This window comes from Sanguibacter keddieii DSM 10542, assembly GCF_000024925.1.
Lineage (GTDB): Bacteria > Actinomycetota > Actinomycetes > Actinomycetales > Cellulomonadaceae > Sanguibacter > Sanguibacter keddieii.
This window is the reverse complement of the sequence record NC_013521.1, coordinates 697,194-717,712: the sequence shown is the minus strand read 5'-3', so window position 1 is coordinate 717,712 and position 20,519 is coordinate 697,194. Positions and strand designations below refer to the sequence as shown.

The following is a 20,519-nucleotide window of genomic DNA, read 5'->3' as shown; positions in this document are numbered from 1 at the left end:
TTCTGGGCGCATCCCGATTTGATCGTTCAACACCACCTCGGCCGAGCGTAGTTGATCGATCCAACCGGGCCAAGAGACCTCACCGATCGCGAAGGAGCGACCCCATGGCCAGGACCGACGGTGCCCGCCCCACCCTGGCCTCGGTCGCGGCCCTCGCCGGCGTCTCCCGCCAGACGGTCTCCAACGTCCTCAACGAGCCGGCCCGCGTCCAGGCGCAGACCCTCGCCCGCGTCCGCGCCGTGCTCGACGAGGTCGGCTACCGGCCTCACCTCGCGGCGCGTCAGCTGCGCACCCGTCGCTCCAACGTCATCGGCCTGCGCCTCGAGCCCGTCACCGACGGCATCAACGGCGCCGTCCTCGACCGGTTCCTGCACGCCCTCACCGAGGGGGCCCAGGACCGCGGCTACCGGGTGGTGCTCTTCACCGCCGACGACGACACCGGCGAGATCGCGCGGTACCGCGAGCTGCTCGACACCACCGACATCGACGCCTTCGTCCTCACCGGCACGCACCACGGCGACGCGCGGACCGCGTGGTTGACCGAGCGCGACATCCCCTTCGTCACCTTCGGACGCCCGTGGACCACCGACGGAGCCCACGACGACCCCTCGCACGCCTGGGTCGACGTCGACGGCTGCGCCGGGACCCGCGCCGCCACCGAGCACCTGCTCGAGGCCGGCCACCGACGCGTCGCCTTCGCCGGGTGGCCCGTCGGCTCGGGCACCGGGGACGAGCGCCGCCTCGGCTGGCGCACCGCTCTCGAGGCCGCGAGCGCCGACGCTGGACCTGCCGCCGACTGCTCAGACCTGGACCACCAGACGCCCGACGGTGTCGCCGAGGGCGCCCAGGTCGTCGAGCAGCTGCTCCGGCTCGACGACCCGCCGACGGCTCTGGTCTGCGCGTCGGACTCGCTCGCCCTCGGCGCCCTCGAGGCGTCCCGGGCGCACGGCGTACCGCTGGCGGTGGTCGGCTTCGACGACACCCCGGTCGCGGCTGCCGTGGGGCTCAGCTCGATCGCCCAGCCTCTCGTCGACGTCGCCGAGGCCACCCTCGAGCGTCTCGTCGCGCAGCTCGCCGGCGGGCAGGCTCCTGCCACCCCCGCCCTCCTGCACCCACGGCTCGTGGTCCGCAGGTCCTCGACCCCCGGGCCGCTCCGGTAGCCCTCCCCTCCCCTGCCAGCTCGGATCAAAGGAGAACCCTGATGCGCACCACGACACGGCTCGCCACGGCAATGACCGCCGTCGGAGCCCTCACCCTGACCGCCTGCGGAGGGTCGGGGTTCGACGACGACACCTCGACCGAGGACGCCGCAGGCCGCTCGATCTCCGTCCTCATCGGGTCCTCGGGCGACGCCGAGACCGCCGCGGTCACGGCCGCCGTCGACGCGTGGTCGGCCGAGTCCGGGGTGGACGCGACGGTCAACGTCGCGTCCGACCTCAGCCAGCAGCTGTCGCAGGGCTTCGCGGGAGGCAGCCCGGCCGACGTCTTCTACCTCACCAACGACACCGTGGCGACGTACGCCTCGAACGGCTCTCTCGACGCCTACGTCGACGGCCTGGCGAACGTCGACGACTTCTACCCGAACGTCCTGGACTCGTTCACCTACGACTCCGAGGTGTACGCCGCGCCCAAGGACTTCTCGACGCTGGCGCTCATCATCAACACCGACCTGTGGGCGGCGGCCGGCCTGACCGACGCCGACGTCCCGACGACCTGGGACGAGCTCGAGACCGTCGCCGCCGCGCTGACCACCGACACGACGGTCGGCCTGGCGATCAGCCCGGAGTTCGCGCGGGTCGGGGCGTTCTTCGCCCAGAACGGCGGCTGGCTGGTCGACGAGGACGGGACGCCGGCGGCCGACTCGCCCGAGAACGTCGAGGCCCTCACCTACGTCAAGGACCTCATGGCTGCCGGGTCGCTCAAGTACGCGACCGACGTCGGTGCGGGCTGGGGCGGCGAGGCCTTCGGGACCGGTGCCGCGGCGATGACCATCGAGGGCAACTGGATCACCGGGGCCCTGACCAACGACTACCCGGACGTCGCCTACACCGTCGCCGAGCTCCCGGCCGGTCCCGCGGGCAAGGGCACCATCCAGTTCAACGGAGGGTGGGGCGTCGCCGCGGACTCCCCGTCCAAGGACGACGCGACCGCGCTGGTCGAGTACCTCACGCAGCCCGAGCAGCAGCTCGGCTTCTCGGAGGCCTTCGGGGTCATGCCCGCGGTGCTCTCGGCGGCCGACACCTGGAAGACCGACAACCCCGACCTCGCGCCGTTCCTCGAGGGCGCGGACTACGCGCGGTCCATCCCGAGCGTCGTGGGCATCTCGGACGTCGTCGAGGACCTCAATGCGCAGCTGCAGGCGCTGAGCAGCGGCGACCCGCAGACCATCCTCGACTCGACGCAGCAGAACCTCGAGGCGATCGTCCCCTGACCTGCTCTTCCTCCCCCGTGCGCCGCCCTGCCCCCCCTGCGGGGCGGCGCACGTCCCCCTCAGCTCGACGACGAGACGAGACAGCGATGACCACGACGCAGGACCGTCCGCAGACCCGGACGCCACGCCCCCGGAAGAGCCGCACCCACGGCCGCGAGGCCGCGGCGGGCTGGCTGTTCATCTCCCCGATGCTGGTGCTGCTCGGGCTGTTCCTCGTCGTCCCCGTCCTCATGGCCGCGTGGGTGTCGGTGTCCGACTGGTCGGGTCGCGGGAGCCCGTTCTCCTCCGACGTGAGCTTTGTCGGGACCGACAACTACAGCGCGCTGCTGTCCGAGCCCGGGCTCGCCCAGTCCGACTTCGGACGGGCGCTGCGCAACAACGGCTACTACGTGCTGTTCGTCATTCCGCTGCAGACCGCCGTGTCGCTGTTCCTCGCCGTGATGGTCAACCGGCGGATCCTGCGCGGGCGCGGGTTCTTCCGCACCGCCTTCTACTTCCCGTCCGTGACGAGCTCGGTCGCCATCACGGTGATCTTCCTCTTCCTGTTCTCGACCACGGGAGCCGTCAACAAGGCGCTCTCGTGGCTGGGGGTCAACGGGCCCAGCTGGTTCTCCGACCCCGGCGGGATCATCCACGTCGCGCTGCGCGGCCTCGGCGTCGACACGCCACCCGCGGCCCTCGCGGAGCACGGGCTGCTCGGCAACAGCTGGTGGGACTGGCTGTCCGGCCCCAGCCCCGCGATGAGCGTATTCATCATCATGGCGGTGTTCACCACGTCGGGGACCTTCATGCTGCTCTACGTCTCGGCCCTGCAGAACATCCAGGGCGAGATCGAGGAGGCCGGGATCATGGACGGCGCGAACGGCTGGCAGCGGTTCCGGAGCATCACGCTCCCCATGCTCAAGCCCACCACCTTCACGGTCCTGACGCTGGGTCTCATCGGCACGTGGCAGGTGTTCGACCAGATCTACGTCGGGACGCAGGGCGGACCGGCCAAGACCACGCTGACGCCGGCGTACCTGTCGTACACGTCGTCGTTCCAGAACAACCAGTGGGGCCGCGGTGCCGCGATCGCCTTCGTGCTCTTCGCGATCATCGTGACGATGACCATCGTCCAGCGGATCCTGCTTCGCGAGCGCACGGCCGTGCCGCGGCGCCGCAGGTTCTACCCCGACGGGAAGGACGAGCGATGACCACGACACTCGAGCGGCCGACAGGCGACGCCCGGACCAGCCACGAGCGCGCCTACGACCGGTCGGCGGGCCGCCGCCGCGCCGGGACCATCGCGGTATACGTAGGCCTGGCGGTCCTCGCCGTGATCTACGTCTACCCGTTCCTGCTGTCGATCGCGAACTCCTTCAAGGACAACGCCGACGCGGCCGCGAACCCGATCAGCCTGATCCCGCAGACCTTCACGACGGCGGCCTACGAGCGGCTGTTCGAGGCCGACTTCCCGACGTGGTTCAAGAACTCCGCGATCGTCACCGTCGTGGTGACCACCGGGCGCGTGTTCTTCAGCGCCCTCGCCGGCTATGCGCTGTCGCGGCTGCGGTTCCGCGGGCGTGCCCTCGTGTTCGCCGGCCTCGTCGCGGTGATGTCCGTGCCCTCCGTGGTGCTGCTCATCCCGCGGTTCCTCGTGATCAACCAGCTGGGCATCTACGACAGCTACGCGGGCATGATCATCCCGCTGCTCGCCGACGCCGCCGGGATCTTCATCATGAAGAACTTCTTCGAGTCGATCCCCACCTCCGTCGAGGAGGCGGCACGCATCGACGGAGCCGGGGTGTTCCGACGGTTCTGGTCGGTGGTGCTGCCGATGGCCCGCCCGGCGGTCGTCACCATCTTCATCCTGTCGTTCCAGGGCTCGTGGAACGAGCTGTCGCACATGATCGTCGCGACGCAGTCCCCCGAGCTCTTCACGCTCACCAAGGGCGTGGCGCAGCTGGCGTCCGGCGCGCTGAGCGCCGGCTCGCAGTTCCCCATCAAGCTGGCCGCCGCGACGGTCATGACCATCCCGGTGGCGGTCCTGTTCTTCGTGTTCCAGCGCAAGATCATGAACTCGTCGGCGGGCGCGGTGAAGGAGTGACGCGCCAGTCGGCCGCCGGTCTGGGGCGAGCGGTCCTGGGCTAGGAGCGGCCCCCGAGCACCTCCGACGCGACGACGCAGGGGTCGGTCTCGGCGTCGACGTCCTGGACGGAGGTGGCGACGCGCTGGAGCATGTCGCGGAAGGCCGAGCGCTCGGCCGGGTCGAGGGCGGCGAGGACGCGGTCCTCGGCTGCTGACACGCGGGTGCAGGTCTCGGCGAGCCGGGTGTGGCCGAGCTCGGTCGCGACGACCTTGCGCTGCCTGCGGTCGGCCGGGTTGGGCTGACGCTCGACGAGGCCCTCGGCGACGAGGTCGTCGATGAGGTAGGTCATCACGGTGCGGTCGATGCCGAGGTGGCCCGCGAGTGCGAGCTGGCTGGGCTGGTCTCCGTGGACGACCTCGCGCAGCACCTGGTACCCACGGTGGCGGTGCGGCAGTCCGTCGAGCTCGGTGCCGACGACGGCCTCGTAGCCGCGGAGCAGGACACCGAGGGGCCAGCCGAGGCTCTGGTCGGCGTCGGTCGGCGCAACAGGAGGCGCAGCGATGTCCATGCCCTGAAGCCTACGAGCGCACAAGTGGTTGCACAACTCTTCTGCGAGCCATATCGTCTGTTGTGCAGATGATTACCGGCGACCCGAGCGAGGACACATGACGGACTACGGCCACGACCTGCTCTTCGGGTCCTTCATCACCCCCACCAACGCCGACGTCCCCCGCGTGCTCGAGCTCACCGCAGCCTCGGAGGCCGCCGGCCTCGACCTCGCGACCTTCCAGGACCACCCCTACCAGCCCGGGTTCCTCGACACCTGGACGCTCCTGTCGTTCCTGGCAGCGCGCACGACGACGCTGCGCCTCGTCCCCAACGTCATCAACCTCCCGCTGCGACCGCCCGCCGTCCTGGCCCGCGCGGCCGCCAGCCTCGACCGCCTCAGCGGAGGGCGCATCGAGCTCGGGCTCGGAGCCGGTGCCTTCTGGGACGCCATCGTCGCGATGGGCGGCGAGCGCCTCACCCCCGGCGAGAGCATCGTGGCCCTCGGCGAGGCCGTCGAGATCATCCGCGGGGTGTGGGACGCCGACGACACCTCGCTGCTGCGCGTCGACGGCACCCACCACCGCGTCGACGGCGCCAAGCGCGGGCCCGCCCCCGCCCACGACATGGGGATCTGGCTCGGCGCCTACAAGCCGCGCATCCTGCGGCTGACCGGCCGCGCCGCCGACGGCTGGCTCCCGTCCCTCGCCTACATGAAGAGCATCAAGGACCTCGTCGACGCGAACGAGATCATCGACGGCGCCGCCGAGAAGGCGGGACGCCAGCCCTCCGACGTACGACGCCTGCTCAACGTCACCGGTCAGCTCACGACGTCACCGACGGACCAGATGCTCGTCGGGCCGCCCGAGCAGTGGGTCGAGCAGCTCGCGACCCTCACCCTCGAGCACGGGTTCAGCGGCTACGTCCTCGGCGGGGACGACGCGCGGGCGATCGCCGTCCTGGGGCAGGAGATCGCGCCGGCGCTGCGCGAGCTCGTCGCCGCCGAGCGCGGTCGCTAGACCGAGCAGCACCGCCACGGCCCCCACCGCACACCGCACCGCACCGCACCGCACGAGAGAAGACCATGGACTACGCACACCCGCTCGTCGTCGGCCTGCAGATCCCCGCGGGCGGAGGCGAGGAGACCCTCCCCCTCGCGACGCTCGCCGAAGAGGCCGGGCTCGACCTCGTCGTCAGCCCGGCCTCGCCCGAGGGCGGGCTCGACGACTGGACGGCGCTCGCCTGGGTCGCCGGGCAGACCACCCGCCTGGACGTCACCCCGGCCGGGCTCGACGCGACCGCCGGTCCTGCGACCGTCCTGGGCCGCGCCGCAGCCTCCCTCGACCTGCTGACGGGCGGGCGGCTCGACCTCACGCTCGCCTCGAGCGACGCGACAGCCCTCGCCGAGACCGTCGAGGTGGTGCACGGCATGTGGGCGACCGGCGAGGACCGGCCGCTCGCCTACCGCGGCGAGCACCATGTCGTCCCTGCCGCGCCTCGCGGTCCGTCGCCCGCGCACCCGGTGGGCGTGTGGGTGGCGGGGACGAGCACCGGGACGCTCGATGTCGCCGGGCGACTCGGTGACGGGTGGAGCGTCCGCTGGGACCAGCTCGCCGCCACCGACCTGGCCGCCGCCTCGGAGGCCGTCGACCACGCAGCCCGGGCAGCGGGACGCGACCCGCGCGAGGTCCGTCGCCGGCTCGTCCTGCCGGCACAGCCGGACGGCGACCACCCGGGGTGGACCGCGCCCGACGCCGTCGAGCAGCTCGTCGGGCTGGTGGTCGGGCTCGGGTTCAGCACGCTCGTCGTCGAGACGGACGACCCCGCTGTCGTCGAGCACGTCGGAGGCGTGGTCTCTCCGGCACTGAGGGAGGCCGTCGAGGCTGCTCGCGCCGCTGACGGGACCACACCGGCCCTCGTCCGGCCGAGCCGTGTCCGTGCCCGACGCCACCCCGGCATCCGCTACGACCAGATCCCTCCCACGCTCGTGCAGATCGCCGTCGAGCCCGGCGACGTCGGCTACGGCGACGTGCGGTCCACCTACATGCGTGGCGGCTCTCCCGGCCTCGTGCTGCGCCCGCGCTCGGTCCCCGAGGTCGTCGACTCGCTCGCCTTCGCCCGCACGCACGACGTCCCCCTCGCCGTGCGCAGCGGCGGTCACGGCATCAGCGGCCGGTCGACCAACCGCGGCGGGATCGTCCTCGACCTCGGGCGCCTGGACGGCATCGAGGTGCTCGACCACGCGACCCGGCGGGTGCGGCTGGGCCCCGGGGCACGCTGGGGCACCGTCGCGCGCGAGCTCGCGCCGCTCGGGTGGGCCATCAGCTCGGGCGACTACGGCGGTGTGGGCGTCGGCGGGCTCGCGACCTCGGGCGGCATCGGCTACCTCGTCCGCGAGCACGGGCTGACCATCGACCACGTCCGCGCCGTGGAGATGGTGCTCGCCGACGGCAGCGTCGTCCGCGCCAGCGACACCGAGAACACCGACCTCTTCTGGGCCGTCCGCGGTGCCGGCCACACCGTCGGCATCGTCACGTCCTTCGAGCTCGAGGCCGACGAGGTCGGCGACGTCGGCTTCGCCCAGCTGGTCTTCGACGCGACGGACACGGCGGAGCTCCTCGAGGCCTACGGCGCCGTCGTCGAGGCAGCCCCGCGAGACCTCACGGCCTTCCTCCTCATGGGGCGCCCGCAGCCCGGGCAGCCGCCCGTCGCGCAGATCATGGCGGTGGTCGACTCCCCCGAGCCCGACGTGATCATCGACCGGCTGGAGCCGCTCGCCCGCATCGCCCCGCTGCTCCAGCAGTCGGTCCGGCTCGCGAGCTACGACCAGGTCGTCGCGGCGCCCGCACCCGGCCCCCACCAGGGGCAGGGCGAGCCGGTGACCCGGTCCGCCCTCGCCGACCACATCACCCCGGCCCTGGCGCGCGCGGCGGCCCAGCTGGTGCGCAGCGGGCAGAGCTACTTCTTCCAGATCCGGTCCGTCGGCGGGGCCGTGGCCGACGTCCCGGCCGACGCCACCGCCTACGCGCACCGCGACGCCGGCTTCAGCCTCGTCGCCATGGGGGCGAGCCGCGATCGGCTCGACGCGCGGTGGGACGCGATGGCCGAGCACTTCACCGGGCTCTACACGAACTTCGAGACCGACCAGAGGCCCGAGCGCCTGCTCGACGCCTACCCGCCGGCCACGCTCGAGCGGCTCCGCGAGATCAAGCAGCGCCACGACCCCGACGACGTCTTCCGTGACAACTTCGCCCTCGGTGCGCCCGCCGTGACCTCCGCCGCTGGCTGACGAGCGGGACGGGTCCGTCCTGACGTCCCTCCGGGCTGACGTCCCTCCGGGCCCGCGACCCGCGGGGAACGAGAGGTCTGCGAGGTTACCTGTTGCGCGCTCGGTCCCGCGGCCGTCGACTGGGGGTACCGCAGGACAACCGCGTCCCACCCGGACGCACGGAGGGAACACCATGAAGGCACTCATCTACGACGCCGCGTTCGACGTCTCGGTCAAGGAGGTCCCCGACGCGACGGTCGAGCGACCCACGGACGCCGTCGTCCGCATCACCTCGACCAACATCTGCGGATCTGACCTGCACATGTACGAGGGCCGCACCGACATGGAGGCCGGGCGGGTCCTGGGCCACGAGAACATGGGGATCGTCGAGGCCGTCGGTGACGGCGTGGACCGCATCAAGGTCGGCGACCGTGTGAGCCTGCCCTTCAACATCGCGTGCGGGTCGTGCGACCACTGCGTGCAGGGCAAGACGGCGTTCTGCCTGCGCGCCAACCAGGCGGGGACCGCCGGGGCAGCCTTCGGCTTCGCCTCGATGGGCGACTACGCGGGCGGTCAGGCAGAGCTGCTGCGGGTCCCGTGGGCCGACTTCAACTCCCTGGTCCTGCCCGAGGGCACCGACAAAGAGCTCGACTACACGATGCTCTCCGACATCTTCCCGACCGGGTGGCACGGCGTCGAGCTCGCCCAGTTCGAGCCCGGGGACTCGGTCGCCGTATGGGGTGCCGGCCCCGTCGGCCTCATGGCCGCGCACAGCGCCCGCATCCGCGGCGCCTCCGAGGTGTTCGTCGTCGACCAGCACGCAGACCGGCTCGCGCTGGCCGCGAGCATCGGTGCGACGCCCGTCGACTTCTCGGCCGGTGACCCGGTCGAGCAGATCATGGAGGCCACCGGCGGCCGCGGTGTGGACCGCGGGGTCGAGGCGATCGGGTACCAGGCCCACGACTCCTCGGGCACCGAGGACCCGACGCTCGCGCTCAACCAGCTCGTCGCCGTGGTCAAGGCCACCGGCGGCATCGGCGTCGTCGGCGTGTACCTGCCGCAGGACCCCGGGGCGAAGGACGACCTGGCCAAGGAGGGCAGGCTCGCCTTCGACTACGGCACGTTCTGGTTCAAGGGCCAGGGCATGCGGACCGGCCAGGCCAACGTCAAGGCCTACAACCGCCAGCTCCGCGACCTCATCACGAGCGGCGTCGCGACCCCGTCGTTCCTGGTGAGCCACGAGCTCGGCCTCGACGAGGCCCCAGCGGCGTACAAGAAGTTCGACGACCGCGAGGACGGCTGGACCAAGGTCGTCCTGCACCCGGGCGAGCTCACCACCGCCCGCTGACCACCCCCTCCCGAGGTACGGGGCGCGCTCGCGAGCGCGCCCCGTACCTCGCGGAGGCTCGTGGAGGCTTGCGCCTCCCGTGCCTTGCGGAGTGGTGACGGGGTCAGTGGACGGGGACGTCGACCAGGGTGTTCTTCGGGCGGCGGACCAGGAACGACGCGGCGACGGCCACGAGGGCGAGGCCGGCTCCGACGAGGAACGCCGAGTGGATGCCGGACGCCAGGGCGTCGAGCGGCGCCATGCCGTCCTCTGCGGCGGACGCCGAGCGGGTGGTCATGATCGCGACGAACAGCGCGGTGCCCGCGGCCCCGGCGAGCTGCTGGAGCGTGTTGAGCACGGCGCTGCCGTGCGAGTACAGCGCCTTGTCGAGCGACCCGAGGGCCGAGGTCATGAGCGGCGTCATGACGAGCCCGAGCCCCATGCTCAGCACCACGTGGATCGCGATGACCATGCCACGGCCCGAGGTCTCGTCGAGGAGCGTCATGCCGGCGAGCGCCAGAGCGACGACCATCGTGCCGGGGATGACCAGCGGGCGCGGCCCCACCTTGTCGAAGGCCCGGCCGACGAACGGCGCGAGCAGACCCATCATGAGCCCGCCGGGCAGCAGCACGAGACCGGTCTGCAGCGTGGTGAGGCCCTGGACGTCCTGCAGGTAGATGGGCAGCAGGATGAGCGTGCCGAACAGGGCGCCCATGGCGACCAGCAGCACGATGATGCCGACCACGAAGGACCGCTGCTTGAAGGGGCGCAGGTCGAGCAGCGCGGAGTCGGTCCGCTGCAGCAGGAGCTGGCGCCACACGAAGAGCGCGAGCGCCACGGCACCGACGGCGATCGGCACGGCCGGCGGGACCGGGGTCCCGTGGCCGGCCGCGGACTCGCCGATGCTGCTCAGCCCGTAGATGAGACCGCCGAAGGCCGTGGCGGACAGCACGATCGACAGCAGGTCGAACTTCACCGCCTGCGGCGTGGTGATGTTCTTGACGAAGGTCGCACCGAGCGCGAGGGCCGCGAGGGCGATGGGCAGCACGATGATGAACAGCCAGCGCCAGCTCAGCTGCGACAGGATGAGACCGGAGAAGGTCGGCCCGGTAGCAGGTGCCACCGCGATGACGATGCTGATGAGGCCCATGGTGCGCCCGCGGCGCGACTCGGGCACGAAGGTGAGCACCGTGGTGATGAGCAGCGGGATCATGATCGCCGTGCCGCTCGCCTGGATGATGCGGCCGACGAGGAGCACGGGGAACCCGGGCGCTGCGGCGGCGAGCAGCGTGCCCGCGCTGAACAGCGACATCGCCGCGATGAACACGCTGCGGGTCGAGAACCGCTTGAGGATCAGCCCGGTGGTGGGGATGACCACGGCCATGGTGAGCAGGAACCCGGTGGTGAGCCACTGCGCGGTCGAGGCGGAGATCTGCAGGTCCCCCATGAGCTGGGGCAGCGCCACGCCCATGATGGTCTCGTTGAGGACGACCACGAAGGTCGCGACGAGGAGCAGCCCGATGACGAGCTTGATCTCGCGCGGGAGGGAGTCGTCCTGCTGGGGTGCGGTGTCTCGGGTGCCGAGGTCGGCTGTCATGTGCGGGGCCCTTGTCGCCTGAGGTTCGGTCGGTCGGTCGGCCGGCGCGCGGGCATGACTGCTGCCCGGTGCCGTGCGTGGTGGTCTGCGTGGTCGCGACTCCGTCGGGCGACTGCATGTTCGTCAACAGGTTACGTCACCCGTGTCAGCGACTGTCAACCCTGTCGGCTGCTATCGTCGGGGTCGTGAACACTGCGAGCAGACTGCGGGACGTCTCCCGCGCGGCGGTGCGCTCCGAGATCGCCGAGGCGGCCGAGGCGCTCTTCGCCGCGCAGGGCTTCGACGCGACCACGGTCGACCAGATCGCCGCCGCCGTCGGCATGTCGCAGCGCACCTTCTTCCGGTACTTCCCGTCCAAGGAGGACGCCGCCCTCGACAGCTTCGAGCACCAGACCGAGCTGTTCCTCGAGCGACTGTCGGAGCGTCCCCTCGGCGAGGACGAGTGGGCGTCCCTGCGGTCGGTCTTCGACCTCGTCGTCGACCAGTGCGCCGACGCGACGCTCGGTGCACGGATCTCGTCGCTGCACTCCCTGCTCGAGTCGAGCCCGACGCTGCTCGCCGCGTACCTCGAGCGCAGCGCGTCCCTGCAGAAGCGCATGGTCCAGACCCTCCACGACCGCGCCGCAGAGCGCGGCGACCGGGCCGAGAGCGACGCGGTGCTGCGCGCCGTCGTGGGCTCTGCCTTCGCGTGCCTCGAGGCCGCTATCCTCTGCTTCACGGACGGCTCCGTCGACGGGCCCGTCCTCGCCGGTAGGCTCGACGACGTCATGACGGCGCTGCGCCCCGCGCGCTACCTCTGACGGCCCCGGGACGCCCGCCCCGGGGGCACCACCACCCCTGGGAGTCGTCGTGAAGATCCTCGTCGTCGGAGCCGGTGCCACCGGCGGGTACTACGGCGGCCGCCTGGCCCAGGCGGGGCGCGACGTGACCTTCCTCGTCCGCGAGCGCCGGGCGGCGCAGCTGCGCGAGCGCGGCCTGCGGATCACCGGTCTCGGGGACGACGAGGTGGTCGAGCCCGCGCTCGTGACCGCCGCCGACCTCGACCACACCTACGACCTCGTCCTGCTCACCGTGAAGGCGACCGGCCTCGAGGCCGCCCTCGACGACCTCGCGCCCGCGGTCGGCCCGGGCACCGTGGCGCTGCCGGTGCTCAACGGCATGGCGCACCTCGACTCCCTCGACGCGCGGTTCCCGGAGGCGGAGGTGCTCGGCGGCGTCGTGCGCATCGTGGCGACGCTGACCGACGACGGCGACGTCCGGGTCATGGCCCCGCTCGCCCAGGTCCGGGTCGGCCCGCGCGGCACCACCACCTCACCGGCGCTCGAGGCGGTGCAGGAGGCGCTCGACGTCCCCGGCATCGAGGTGCAGCCGGTGCCCGACGTCCTGGCGACGATGTGGCACAAGTGGGTGTTCATCGTCGCTACCGGCGCCGTCACCGGGCTCGCCCGCGGTCCCGTCGGTCCCATCGTCGCCGCGCCTGGCGGGGAGGGCTTCGTGCGGGCGGTCCTCGCCGAGGCGACGGCCGTCGCCGAGGCTGCCGGCTACCCGGTGCCCGAGCGCGAGACCGACGCGTCGCTCGCCCTGCTCACCGAGCCCGGCTCGTCGTTCACCTCGTCCCTGTACCGCGACCTGGTCGCCGGGCGGGCCACCGAGGCCGAGCACCTGCTGGGCGACCTCACGCTCCGCGCCCGCGAGCTCGGCGTGGCGACCCCGCTCGTCGACCTGGCGCTGCTGCAGATGCGCGTCGCAGAGGCGCAACGCGCCTGAAGAAGGCAGTCGCGGCGCGCCCGAGGCGGCCAGGCGCAGCACGCCTGAACGAGGCAGCCGCAGCGCGCCCGGGTCCTCAGACCGCCTCGGTGCCCGCGATCCAGGCGGCGGCGAGGACGTCGGCGCCCTCGTCGGTGAGGTGCACGCCGTCGTCGGCGTAGCGGGCGAAGCCGGAGACGACGGCTCCTCCCCCGGTGTTCACGGCGAGCTGGTTGAGCATGCCGTCGGCGGCGAGGAGGGTCGCGTCGTACTCGGCCGCGAGGCGGCGCACGACGGCGATGCGCGGGTCGAGGTCCGGGCGCCAGTCCCACTGCTCGGGGGTGACGGGGAGCAGGAACGGCTCGACGAGCATCAGCTGGGCGGACGTGCCCGAGACGAGCCGGTCGAGGCTGTGCCGGTAGTCGACCTCGTAGGCCTCGGCGGTCGTGACCTCGCCGCTGTCCATGGCGCGCCAGGTGTCGTTGATGCCGATCATCACGGTGACGACGTCGGGCTGGACGTCGATGGCGTCGCGGGTCCAGCGGTCGCGGAGGTCGGCCACGCGGTTGCCGCTGATCCCCCGGTTCACGACGGTGACCGGGTGGTCCGGGTGGGCGGCGGCCCAGAGGTCGGCGGCCTTGCGGACGTACCCGTGGCCGAGCGAGCCGGTCGCGTCGTCCCGGCCCCACTCGGTGATCGAGTCGCCGATGAACAGCACGGTCGACCCGGCCTTGATGGACAGCGTCATGTCACGTCCTCGTGTGTCTGCGTGGTGGTCGCGCGTCAGGGCAGGGCGGGGTGGGCACGGAGTGATGAGCGTGGCCCTGTCGAAGGCTATCGCCGTCAGGTGCGGTGACGCGACGCGCACCGCCGACCCGTCGGGCGAAGTCTCGGAGCCTCGGCCCTGGTCAGACCAGGTGACGCAGCAGACAGACCGGTTTAGGTTGTGCACAACCTAAACCGGTCGTAGGGTCGAGACATGACCACGCAGCCGCTCCCGACAGACCCCGGGCTGCTCCTCGACGCCCAGCTCTGCTTCCGCCTGTACCGCAGCGAGCGCGCCGTCCTCGCGACCTACCGCGAGCTGCTCGCCGACCTCGGCGTCACGTACCCGCAGTACCTCGTGCTGCTCGTGCTCTGGGAGACCGACGGCGCCACCGTCTCCCACCTCGGCTCGCGCCTCGCGCTCGAGAGCGGCACGCTCTCGCCGCTGCTGCGCCGCATGGAGGACGCCGGTCTCGTGAGCCGCACGCGGTCCGGGGACGACGAGCGCGTGGTGCACGTGCGCCTCACCGAGGCGGGTCGCGACCTCCGCGAGCGCGCGCACGGCGTGCCGCAGGACCTGTGGCAGCGCGGCGGCCTCGACGCTGGCGAGACCGCCGAGCTCGCCCGCCTGCTCGACCGTCTGAGCAGCAACCTCGCCGGCGCAGAGCCAGCCCGAGACCCCGCGATCGACGCGGCCTTCGGGCCAGCGGCCGTGCGGACCTGAGCCACCCGCCGCTCAGCCCCCTCGTCCACCAGACCGCTCACCCCACCAGACCCCTCACCCCGACAGCGCCCGCACCCGGACGCACCGACAGATGGAGACCCTCATGGACACCCTCTACTCCGCAGAAGCCCTCGCGACCGGCGACGGCCGCAACGGCCACGTCGCCACCCCGGACGGCCGCCTCGACATGGGCCTCGCGATCCCCAAGGAGATGGGCGGCTCCGGCGACGGCGCCAACCCCGAGCAGCTCTTCGCCGCCGGCTACTCCGCGTGCTTCCACTCGGCGCTGCAGTCGGCCGCCCGCGAGGCCAAGGTGAAGATCACCGGCTCGAGCGTCGGCGCCCGCGTCAACATCGGCCCGCTCGACAACGGCGGCTTCGGCCTGTCGGTCGCCCTCGAGGTCGTCATCCCCGAGGTCCCGCACGACGAGGCCCAGGCTCTCGCCGACCGCGCGCACCAGATCTGCCCGTACTCGAACGCGACGCGCGGCAACATCGAGGTCACGGTCTCCGTCGTCGAGGACTGAGCCTCGTCGAGGACCGACCTCCCCCGCGGACGCGCCGCGCCTGCCTCCTCGGGGCACGACGCACCCGCAGCAGACGCCGACGGCGCCCGCCCCCTCGCAGGGACGGGCGCCGTCGGCGTCTTCGTGCGCAGGTCTCGGTCCAGCACTCAGACCAGGTCGCGGACCGCCGCGTACTGGTCGCGGACCACCGGGGTCGCGGGAGCGTCGTAGACCTCGGTCGCACCGTCCGTCGCGGTCCACTCCGGAGGCCCCTGCGCTCCGGAGAGGACCCACGCAGCCTGGCGGGCGGCGCCGTCGGCCACGTACTCCCCCGGCTCGGGGACCTCGACGGGCACGCCGAACACCTGCGGTGCGATCTCCCGCACCGCCTGCGACCGCGCACCCCCGCCGATGAGCACCACGCGGCTCGCGACCGCACCCTGCGCCACGAGGGCGTCGAGACCGTCCGCCAGGGCGCACAGCATCCCCTCGACCGACGCCCGCGCGAGGTGCGCGGGGTCCATCGTGCCGAGCGTCAGGCCGTGCAGCGTCCCGGTCGCGTCGGGGCGGTTCGGCGTGCGCTCGCCCTCGAGGTACGGGACGAGCACGAGGCCGTCGGCCCCGGCCGGTGCGGACAGCGCGAGCCGGGACAGCTCGTCGTGATCGACGCCGAGCACACGGGCCGCACCGTCGAGCACCCGGCTCGCGTTGAGCGTGCAGGCGAGCGGCAGGAACGCACCGGTCGCGTCGGAGAAGCCTGCGACGAGCCCCGAGCCGTCGGCCGACGGCTCGACGGCGATCGCCGAGACGACCCCCGACGTCCCGATGGACACGGCGACGTCTCCCGCGACCATCCCGAGCCCGAGGGCTGCGGCCGCGTTGTCCCCAGCACCCGGTCCGAGGACCAGGCTGCCGGCGTCACCGTCGCGCTCCACGACGCCCGCGCGCTCTGCGGGACCGAGGACCCGCGGGAGCGACACCCGCTCGGACGCACCCTCGCCGAGGGCGAGGTCGAGGAGCTCGGGCAGGTACTCGTCGGTCGTCCCCGAGAAGTACCCGGTCCCCGACGCGTCCGAGCGGTCCGTGGTGATCGCCGAGAGGTCGCGGGCGCCCCCCGGCACACCGCCAGCCCCGGAGATCTGCCACGTCAACCAGTCGTGCGGCAGGCAGACGGCCGCCACCCGGGCGGCGTTCTCGGGCTCTGCACCGGCGAGCCAGCGCAGCTTGGTGACGGTGAGCGAGGCGACCGGCACGGTGCCGATCGCGTCGGCCCACGCCTGCTCGCCCGAGCCACCGCGCCGCTCGCCGAGCTCGGTGATGAGGTCGGTCGCCGCGCCGGCGGAGCGGGTGTCGTTCCACAGCAGCGCGGGACGGACCACCTCGCCGTCGGCGTCGAGCACGACCATGCCGTGCTGCTGCCCGCCGACGGAGAGCGCCGAGACGTCGTCGAGCCCGCCGGCCGCCTCGACGGCCTCGAGGTAGGCGTCCCACCAGGCCGAGGGGTGCACCTCGGTGCCCTCGGGGTGGCGCGCCGACCCGGACCGCACGAGCTCGCCGGTGCGGGCGTCACGGACGACGACCTTGCAGGACTGGGTCGAGGAGTCGACCCCGGCGACCAGCACCGGGCGCGACGACGCGTCGGCCATCAGCCGATGAGGTGGCGCAGGGCCAGCTGGTTGAGGCGCACGAAGCCGAAGTCGCGCTCAGCGGCGGCCTCGGGGTCGAAGTCCTCGAAGGCCGAGCGGTCGGCGAGGAGCTCGTCGACGGTCTCGCCGGGGTTGAGGGTCGGCGTGGCGAGCTCGAAGATGCCGGCGGTCGTGAAGGCCTCCTGCACCTCGGGGTCGGCGCGGTACGCAGCCGACTTCTTGGCGAGCATCTCGTACATCTCCATGTTGGCCGACGCAGAGTCCCAGACGCCCGCCTCGACCTCGGTGCGCGAGGGCTTGTAGTCGAAGTGGCGCGGACCCGTGTAGCGAGGAGCGTCGGGCGACCCCGGGAAGCCGTTCTCGACGAGGTCCACCGTGAAGAAGGCCGACAGCAGGTCTCCGTGACCGAAGACGAGGTCCTGGTCGAACTTGATCGAGCGCTGACCGTTGAGGTCGATGTGGAAGAGCTTGTCCGACCACAGCGCCTGGGCGAGCCCGTGCGTGTAGTTGAGGCCGGCCATCTGCTCGTGGCCGGTCTCCGGGTTGAGGCCGACGATGTCGCCGTGCTCGAGCTGGGCGATGAACCCGAGAGCGTGGCCGATGGTCGGGAGGAAGATGTCTCCGCGGGGCTCGTTGGGCTTGGGCTCGAGCGCGATGCGCATGTCGTAGCCCTTCTCCTTGATGTACCCGGCGACGAGGTCGATGCCCTCGCGGTAGCGCTCGAGCGCGGCGTGCAGGTCCTTGGCGCCGTCGTACTCGGATCCCTCGCGGCCGCCCCACATGACGAAGGTCTTGGCGCCGAGCTCGGCGGTGAGGTCGATGTTGCGGAGCACCTTGCGGAGCGCGAAGCGACGCACGGAGCGGTCGTTCGACGTGAAACCGCCGTCCTTGAACACGGGGTGCCCGAAGAGGTTCGTCGTGACCATCTCGATGGTCATGCCACTCTCCTCGGCGGCCGTCTTCACCTCGCCGAGCAGGCGGTCGCGGGTGGCGTCGTCCGAGCCGAAGGGGACGACGTCGTCGTCGTGGAAGGTGAAGCCCCAGGCACCGAGCTCGGCGAGCTTGCGGACCGCGCGCGCCGGGTCGAGGTGCGGGCGGGACGCGGAGCCGAACTGGTCCTGGGCGTTCCAGCCCACGGTCCAGAGGCCGAAGGAGTAGTTGATGCCTGATGCGTGCGCCATGGGAGGTCTCCTCGTCGAGAGTTCGCACCGCCGGGCCGCAGCAGCGCGGGACAGCGGATTAGTTGTATGGATGAACTTATCCCCGTCCGACGGTATGGTCAACACATGATCGCCACCCCGGCCGCAGGGCAGCACTCGCTGCGCGAGCAGAACATCGCGCTCGTCGCCCGGGCCGTCGTCGACGCCGGGGGCACGCCGTCGCGGTCCGACGTCGCGACCGCCACGGGTCTGACCCGGGCCACGGTGTCCTCCCTCGTCGACCGCCTCATCGAGGCGCACATCGTCACCGAGCTCCCACCCGTCGCGTCACGCCGAGCCGGCCGGCCGGCCGTCCCCCTGGTCCCCGCCCGCGGGACGCTGGTGGGCGTCGGGCTCGAGGTCAACGTCGGGCACCTCGCCGGGGTCGTCCTCGACCTGGCCGGCGACACGCTCGCGACCGAGACGCTGCACGGCGACTTCCACGGCAGCGACCCCGCCGCCACGCTCGCGCTGCTCGGGGACCTCACCGGGCGCCTGCTCGCGACAGCCCGCGCCACGCACCCGGGCCTGCGGGTCGCCGGCGTGCAGGTCGCCCTCCCCGGCCTCGTCGAGCCCGGGACGTCGACGCTGCGCGTCGCACCGAACCTCGGCTGGGCAGAGCTCTCCGTCGACACCTCCGCCGTCGCCGCCCACACCGGCGACGCCCCGATCACGCTCGGCAACGAGGCGAACCTCGCCGCCCTCGCCCAGGTCCCCTGGCAGGGCCGGCACGACGACGTCCCCGACTCGTTCCTCTACGTCTCGGCCGACGTGGGCATCGGCGCCGCGATCGTCCTCGACCGCGAGCTGTTCGTCGGAGGTCGCGGCTGGAGCGGCGAGCTCGGGCACGTGGTCGTCGACCCCGCGGGCCCGCGGTGCCCCTGCGGGGCTACCGGGTGCCTCGAGCAGTACGCCGGGACCGACGCAGTGCTCCGCGCGGCCGGGCTGCCGCGGGGGTCCGATGTCGCCGAGCTCGTGGCCCCGGCCGCAGGTCATGACGCGGCAGGAGACCTCGCACCCACCGCGAGCGCAGCCCTCGACCGCGCCGGTCACGCCCTCGGCGCGACGCTCGCCGACTTCGTCAACCTCATCGACGTCCCCGCGATCGTCCTCGGCGGCGCCTACTCCGAGCTCGCCGACCACCTCGCGCCCCTCGTCCACGCCGAGCTCGCCACCCGCGTGCTGTCCGCGCCGTGGTCCACCTTCAGCGTCGTCCGCGCCCCCGTCGCCGGGGCCGCCGCGACCATCGGCGGTGCGCGTCAGGTGCTCCGCCGGGTGATCGACGACCCGAGCGCCTGGCTGGGCTGACGGCGGCACGCCCGTTCCTCAGCAGGAGACGCGCCAGGCCTGAGGTCCGGTGGGCTGGCTCGGGTCGACCAGGGCCACGTCGGCCTCGGCACCGCGCCACGTCAGCTCGTACCCGCCGTCGGTGAACGGGCGGTACCCGTCGTCCGAGCCGTACGTCCCCTGCCAGTCCGGGACCCAGCCACCCTCGCCGAGGACCCCGACCCTGCCGCTGCCGCTCATGAGCCCGCGTGACTCCTCGACCACGACGGTGCACCCGCCCGGGCTCGAGGGACCGAGCACCGTGACGACAGTCTCGCCCTGGAGAGACGCGACGACTGCGAGCGTCACCGTCAGCAGGGCAGCACCGGCCACGGTCGCCACGGTCCGGCCCGTCCGGCGGCGGCTGCGCGGCAGGACCCGCAGCTCTGCCCTGCGCAGTGCGCCGGTCCGCAGCGAGAGAGCTGCCGCGACGCCCAGGCACATGGCTCCCAGGAGCGCGAGCACCGGCGCGAGGTGCCACCACATGACCCAGGTGTCGTCCACCCGGGCCACGGTCCGCGCCCGGCCGACCGTCACGCCCCAGCACCAGACGACGGCCCCGCACCAGGCCCCCAGGCCGACGAGCCACCAGCGGTCCCGGCGGCGCCCTCTCGTGGCGAGCTCGCGCTCCGACAGCACGACAGGAAGGCGACCTGACGGCTGCACCGACCGACGCCCGTCGGCGTCCTCCCCTGACGACATGGCACGAGAGTAGGCGAGTCTCTCGACAGATCACCCGACCTGCCGCCGCTGGTGTCACTACGGTGGTGGCATGCGATGCGACCAGTGCGACTCGAAGATCACCGGCACCCCGGTGAAGACCGCCACCCGCACCCTCTGCAAGAAGTGCGGCGACAGGCTCGACGGGCTCACCGCCGGGGTGATGTCAGGCGGCGGCGTCGGCGAGGCGATCGCGACCGCTGGCTGGTACAGCTCCCTGCGCGAGAAGCGACGCGAGGCCCGCGAGAAGAAGCGCACGTCGGGTTCCTCAACCTGACGTCCTCCACGAACCTCACCCCAGCCAGCCAGGTCGCACGTCTACCGCCCAGGTCGCACCCCTGACACCGAGGTCGCAGAGACACGCCAGGTGTCCGGCGGAGCGGCCGGGACTCGGCGTGTCAGTGCGACCTCGTCTGCGATCGTGCGACCTCGTGAACCACGGTGCGACCTCGCCGGTGCGGGCAGACGATCCCGTGGCCGGTGCACCCGCCCCGACCCTCCCGCTACCGTGGCTGCATGCGATGCGACCAGTGCGACTCGAAGATCACCGGCACCCCGGTGAAGACGGCCACCCGCACCCTCTGCAAGAGGTGCGGCGACAGGCTCGACGGGCTCGCCGCCGGGATGGTGTCGATCGGGTCGTGACGAGCC

19 protein-coding genes and 1 pseudogene are annotated in these 20,519 nt (G+C 72.5%); 14 read left to right on the top strand and 6 right to left on the bottom strand.

Going from position 1 to position 20,519, the window contains the following annotated elements:
- The first annotated feature begins 104 nt into the window (after window positions 1-104).
- From SKED_RS03095 to SKED_RS03080, 4 genes are all read left to right on the top strand, one after another.
- Window positions 105-1,160, top strand: a complete 1,056-nt coding sequence (locus tag SKED_RS03095; protein ID WP_012865664.1) for a LacI family DNA-binding transcriptional regulator — start codon at window positions 105-107, stop codon at window positions 1,158-1,160.
- Window positions 1,161-1,201: 41 nt separating this feature from the next.
- Window positions 1,202-2,431 (top strand): sugar ABC transporter substrate-binding protein, encoded by a 1,230-nt coding sequence (locus tag SKED_RS03090; protein WP_012865663.1) that lies wholly within the window; start codon window positions 1,202-1,204, stop codon window positions 2,429-2,431.
- Window positions 2,432-2,517: 86 nt separating this feature from the next.
- Complete coding sequence (locus SKED_RS03085; RefSeq protein WP_012865662.1) at window positions 2,518-3,624, top strand: carbohydrate ABC transporter permease; 1,107 nt, start codon at window positions 2,518-2,520, stop codon at window positions 3,622-3,624.
- Window positions 3,621-4,517, top strand: coding sequence for a carbohydrate ABC transporter permease (locus tag SKED_RS03080; RefSeq protein WP_012865661.1), 897 nt, complete (start codon window positions 3,621-3,623; stop codon window positions 4,515-4,517). Before SKED_RS03085 ends, SKED_RS03080 begins: the two co-directional genes overlap by 4 nt.
- Before the next feature lie 40 nt (window positions 4,518-4,557).
- Here SKED_RS03080 and SKED_RS03075 read toward each other — a convergent pair whose 3' ends face one another.
- The gene (locus SKED_RS03075; RefSeq protein WP_012865660.1) at window positions 4,558-5,067 is read right to left on the bottom strand and encodes a MarR family winged helix-turn-helix transcriptional regulator; all 510 of its coding nucleotides are present in this window, start codon (window positions 5,065-5,067) and stop codon (window positions 4,558-4,560) included.
- Window positions 5,068-5,164: 97 nt separating this feature from the next.
- Here SKED_RS03075 and SKED_RS03070 point away from each other — a divergent pair, with 97 nt between their 5' ends.
- The 3 genes and pseudogenes from SKED_RS03070 to SKED_RS03060 all read left to right on the top strand — a co-directional run.
- Entirely contained in the window at window positions 5,165-6,064 is a 900-nt protein-coding gene (locus tag SKED_RS03070; protein ID WP_012865659.1) for an LLM class flavin-dependent oxidoreductase, read from the top strand.
- Between the two features lie 65 nt (window positions 6,065-6,129).
- Entirely contained in the window at window positions 6,130-8,334 is a 2,205-nt protein-coding gene (locus SKED_RS03065) for an LLM class flavin-dependent oxidoreductase (RefSeq protein ID WP_012865658.1), read from the top strand.
- A 172-nt stretch (window positions 8,335-8,506) separates the two neighbouring features.
- Window positions 8,507-9,352 (top strand): annotated as a pseudogene (locus SKED_RS03060) (alcohol dehydrogenase catalytic domain-containing protein); the annotation flags it as partial.
- Window positions 9,353-9,764: 412 nt separating this feature from the next.
- On the opposite strand, the gene SKED_RS03055 reads toward SKED_RS03060, so the two are convergent.
- Window positions 9,765-11,237 (bottom strand): MDR family MFS transporter, encoded by a 1,473-nt coding sequence (locus SKED_RS03055; RefSeq protein ID WP_012865656.1) that lies wholly within the window; start codon window positions 11,235-11,237, stop codon window positions 9,765-9,767.
- Window positions 11,238-11,422: 185 nt separating this feature from the next.
- On the opposite strand from SKED_RS03055, the gene SKED_RS03050 reads away from it, so the two are divergent.
- On the top strand, window positions 11,423-12,037 hold the full coding sequence (locus SKED_RS03050; protein WP_042437723.1) for a TetR/AcrR family transcriptional regulator: 615 nt from the start codon (window positions 11,423-11,425) through the stop codon (window positions 12,035-12,037).
- Window positions 12,038-12,086: 49 nt separating this feature from the next.
- Entirely contained in the window at window positions 12,087-13,004 is a 918-nt protein-coding gene (locus tag SKED_RS03045) for a ketopantoate reductase family protein (protein ID WP_012865654.1), read from the top strand.
- Window positions 13,005-13,080: 76 nt separating this feature from the next.
- On the opposite strand, the gene SKED_RS03040 is transcribed toward SKED_RS03045, so the two are convergent.
- On the bottom strand, window positions 13,081-13,731 hold the full coding sequence (locus tag SKED_RS03040; protein ID WP_012865653.1) for an SGNH/GDSL hydrolase family protein: 651 nt from the start codon (window positions 13,729-13,731) through the stop codon (window positions 13,081-13,083).
- 231 nt (window positions 13,732-13,962) lie between these two features.
- Between SKED_RS03040 and SKED_RS03035 the strand changes: the two genes are divergently transcribed.
- A complete protein-coding gene (locus tag SKED_RS03035; protein ID WP_012865651.1) occupies window positions 13,963-14,472 on the top strand; it encodes a MarR family winged helix-turn-helix transcriptional regulator in 510 nt (169 codons plus the stop codon).
- Between the two features lie 103 nt (window positions 14,473-14,575).
- A complete protein-coding gene (locus SKED_RS03030; protein WP_012865650.1) occupies window positions 14,576-14,998 on the top strand; it encodes an organic hydroperoxide resistance protein in 423 nt (140 codons plus the stop codon).
- Between the two features lie 146 nt (window positions 14,999-15,144).
- Here the strand turns inward: SKED_RS03030 and SKED_RS03025 are convergent, their stop codons facing one another.
- On the bottom strand, window positions 15,145-16,623 hold the full coding sequence (locus SKED_RS03025; RefSeq protein ID WP_012865649.1) for a xylulokinase: 1,479 nt from the start codon (window positions 16,621-16,623) through the stop codon (window positions 15,145-15,147).
- The gene (gene xylA, locus SKED_RS03020) at window positions 16,623-17,804 is read right to left on the bottom strand and encodes a xylose isomerase (RefSeq protein WP_012865648.1); all 1,182 of its coding nucleotides are present in this window, start codon (window positions 17,802-17,804) and stop codon (window positions 16,623-16,625) included. The genes SKED_RS03025 and xylA overlap by 1 nt, the downstream gene beginning before the upstream one ends.
- A gap of 105 nt (window positions 17,805-17,909) precedes the next feature.
- Here xylA and SKED_RS03015 point away from each other — a divergent pair, with 105 nt between their 5' ends.
- A complete protein-coding gene (locus SKED_RS03015) occupies window positions 17,910-19,130 on the top strand; it encodes an ROK family protein (RefSeq protein WP_012865647.1) in 1,221 nt (406 codons plus the stop codon).
- A gap of 18 nt (window positions 19,131-19,148) precedes the next feature.
- Here the strand turns inward: SKED_RS03015 and SKED_RS03010 are convergent, their stop codons facing one another.
- Entirely contained in the window at window positions 19,149-19,850 is a 702-nt protein-coding gene (locus SKED_RS03010; protein ID WP_042437719.1) for a hypothetical protein, read from the bottom strand.
- 70 nt (window positions 19,851-19,920) lie between these two features.
- On the opposite strand from SKED_RS03010, the gene SKED_RS03005 reads away from it, so the two are divergent.
- Together SKED_RS03005 and SKED_RS20830 are read left to right on the top strand one after the other, a co-directional pair.
- Window positions 19,921-20,145 (top strand): hypothetical protein, encoded by a 225-nt coding sequence (locus tag SKED_RS03005; RefSeq protein ID WP_012865645.1) that lies wholly within the window; start codon window positions 19,921-19,923, stop codon window positions 20,143-20,145.
- Window positions 20,146-20,384: 239 nt separating this feature from the next.
- On the top strand, window positions 20,385-20,513 hold the full coding sequence (locus SKED_RS20830) for a hypothetical protein (protein ID WP_012865644.1): 129 nt from the start codon (window positions 20,385-20,387) through the stop codon (window positions 20,511-20,513).
- The last annotated feature ends 6 nt before the right edge of the window (window positions 20,514-20,519 follow it).

What these genes read in the sequence shown, in the direction of transcription:
- SKED_RS03025 (WP_012865649.1), bottom strand. Translation starts at nt 16,623, where the DNA reads ATGGCCGACGCGTCGTCGCGCCCGGTGCTGGTCGCCGGGGTCGACTCC.
- SKED_RS03090 (WP_012865663.1), top strand. Translation starts at nt 1,202, where the DNA reads ATGCGCACCACGACACGGCTCGCCACGGCAATGACCGCCGTCGGAGCC.
- SKED_RS03085 (WP_012865662.1), top strand. Translation starts at nt 2,518, where the DNA reads ATGACCACGACGCAGGACCGTCCGCAGACCCGGACGCCACGCCCCCGG.
- SKED_RS03055 (WP_012865656.1), bottom strand. Translation starts at nt 11,237, where the DNA reads ATGACAGCCGACCTCGGCACCCGAGACACCGCACCCCAGCAGGACGAC.
- SKED_RS03040 (WP_012865653.1), bottom strand. Translation starts at nt 13,731, where the DNA reads ATGACGCTGTCCATCAAGGCCGGGTCGACCGTGCTGTTCATCGGCGAC.
- SKED_RS03035 (WP_012865651.1), top strand. Translation starts at nt 13,963, where the DNA reads ATGACCACGCAGCCGCTCCCGACAGACCCCGGGCTGCTCCTCGACGCC.
- SKED_RS03030 (WP_012865650.1), top strand. Translation starts at nt 14,576, where the DNA reads ATGGACACCCTCTACTCCGCAGAAGCCCTCGCGACCGGCGACGGCCGC.
- xylA (WP_012865648.1), bottom strand. Translation starts at nt 17,804, where the DNA reads ATGGCGCACGCATCAGGCATCAACTACTCCTTCGGCCTCTGGACCGTG.
- SKED_RS03075 (WP_012865660.1), bottom strand. Translation starts at nt 5,067, where the DNA reads ATGGACATCGCTGCGCCTCCTGTTGCGCCGACCGACGCCGACCAGAGC.
- SKED_RS20830 (WP_012865644.1), top strand. Translation starts at nt 20,385, where the DNA reads ATGCGATGCGACCAGTGCGACTCGAAGATCACCGGCACCCCGGTGAAG.
- SKED_RS03005 (WP_012865645.1), top strand. Translation starts at nt 19,921, where the DNA reads ATGCGATGCGACCAGTGCGACTCGAAGATCACCGGCACCCCGGTGAAG.
- SKED_RS03095 (WP_012865664.1), top strand. Translation starts at nt 105, where the DNA reads ATGGCCAGGACCGACGGTGCCCGCCCCACCCTGGCCTCGGTCGCGGCC.
- SKED_RS03080 (WP_012865661.1), top strand. Translation starts at nt 3,621, where the DNA reads ATGACCACGACACTCGAGCGGCCGACAGGCGACGCCCGGACCAGCCAC.
- SKED_RS03010 (WP_042437719.1), bottom strand. Translation starts at nt 19,850, where the DNA reads ATGTCGTCAGGGGAGGACGCCGACGGGCGTCGGTCGGTGCAGCCGTCA.
- SKED_RS03070 (WP_012865659.1), top strand. Translation starts at nt 5,165, where the DNA reads ATGACGGACTACGGCCACGACCTGCTCTTCGGGTCCTTCATCACCCCC.
- SKED_RS03015 (WP_012865647.1), top strand. Translation starts at nt 17,910, where the DNA reads ATGATCGCCACCCCGGCCGCAGGGCAGCACTCGCTGCGCGAGCAGAAC.
- SKED_RS03065 (WP_012865658.1), top strand. Translation starts at nt 6,130, where the DNA reads ATGGACTACGCACACCCGCTCGTCGTCGGCCTGCAGATCCCCGCGGGC.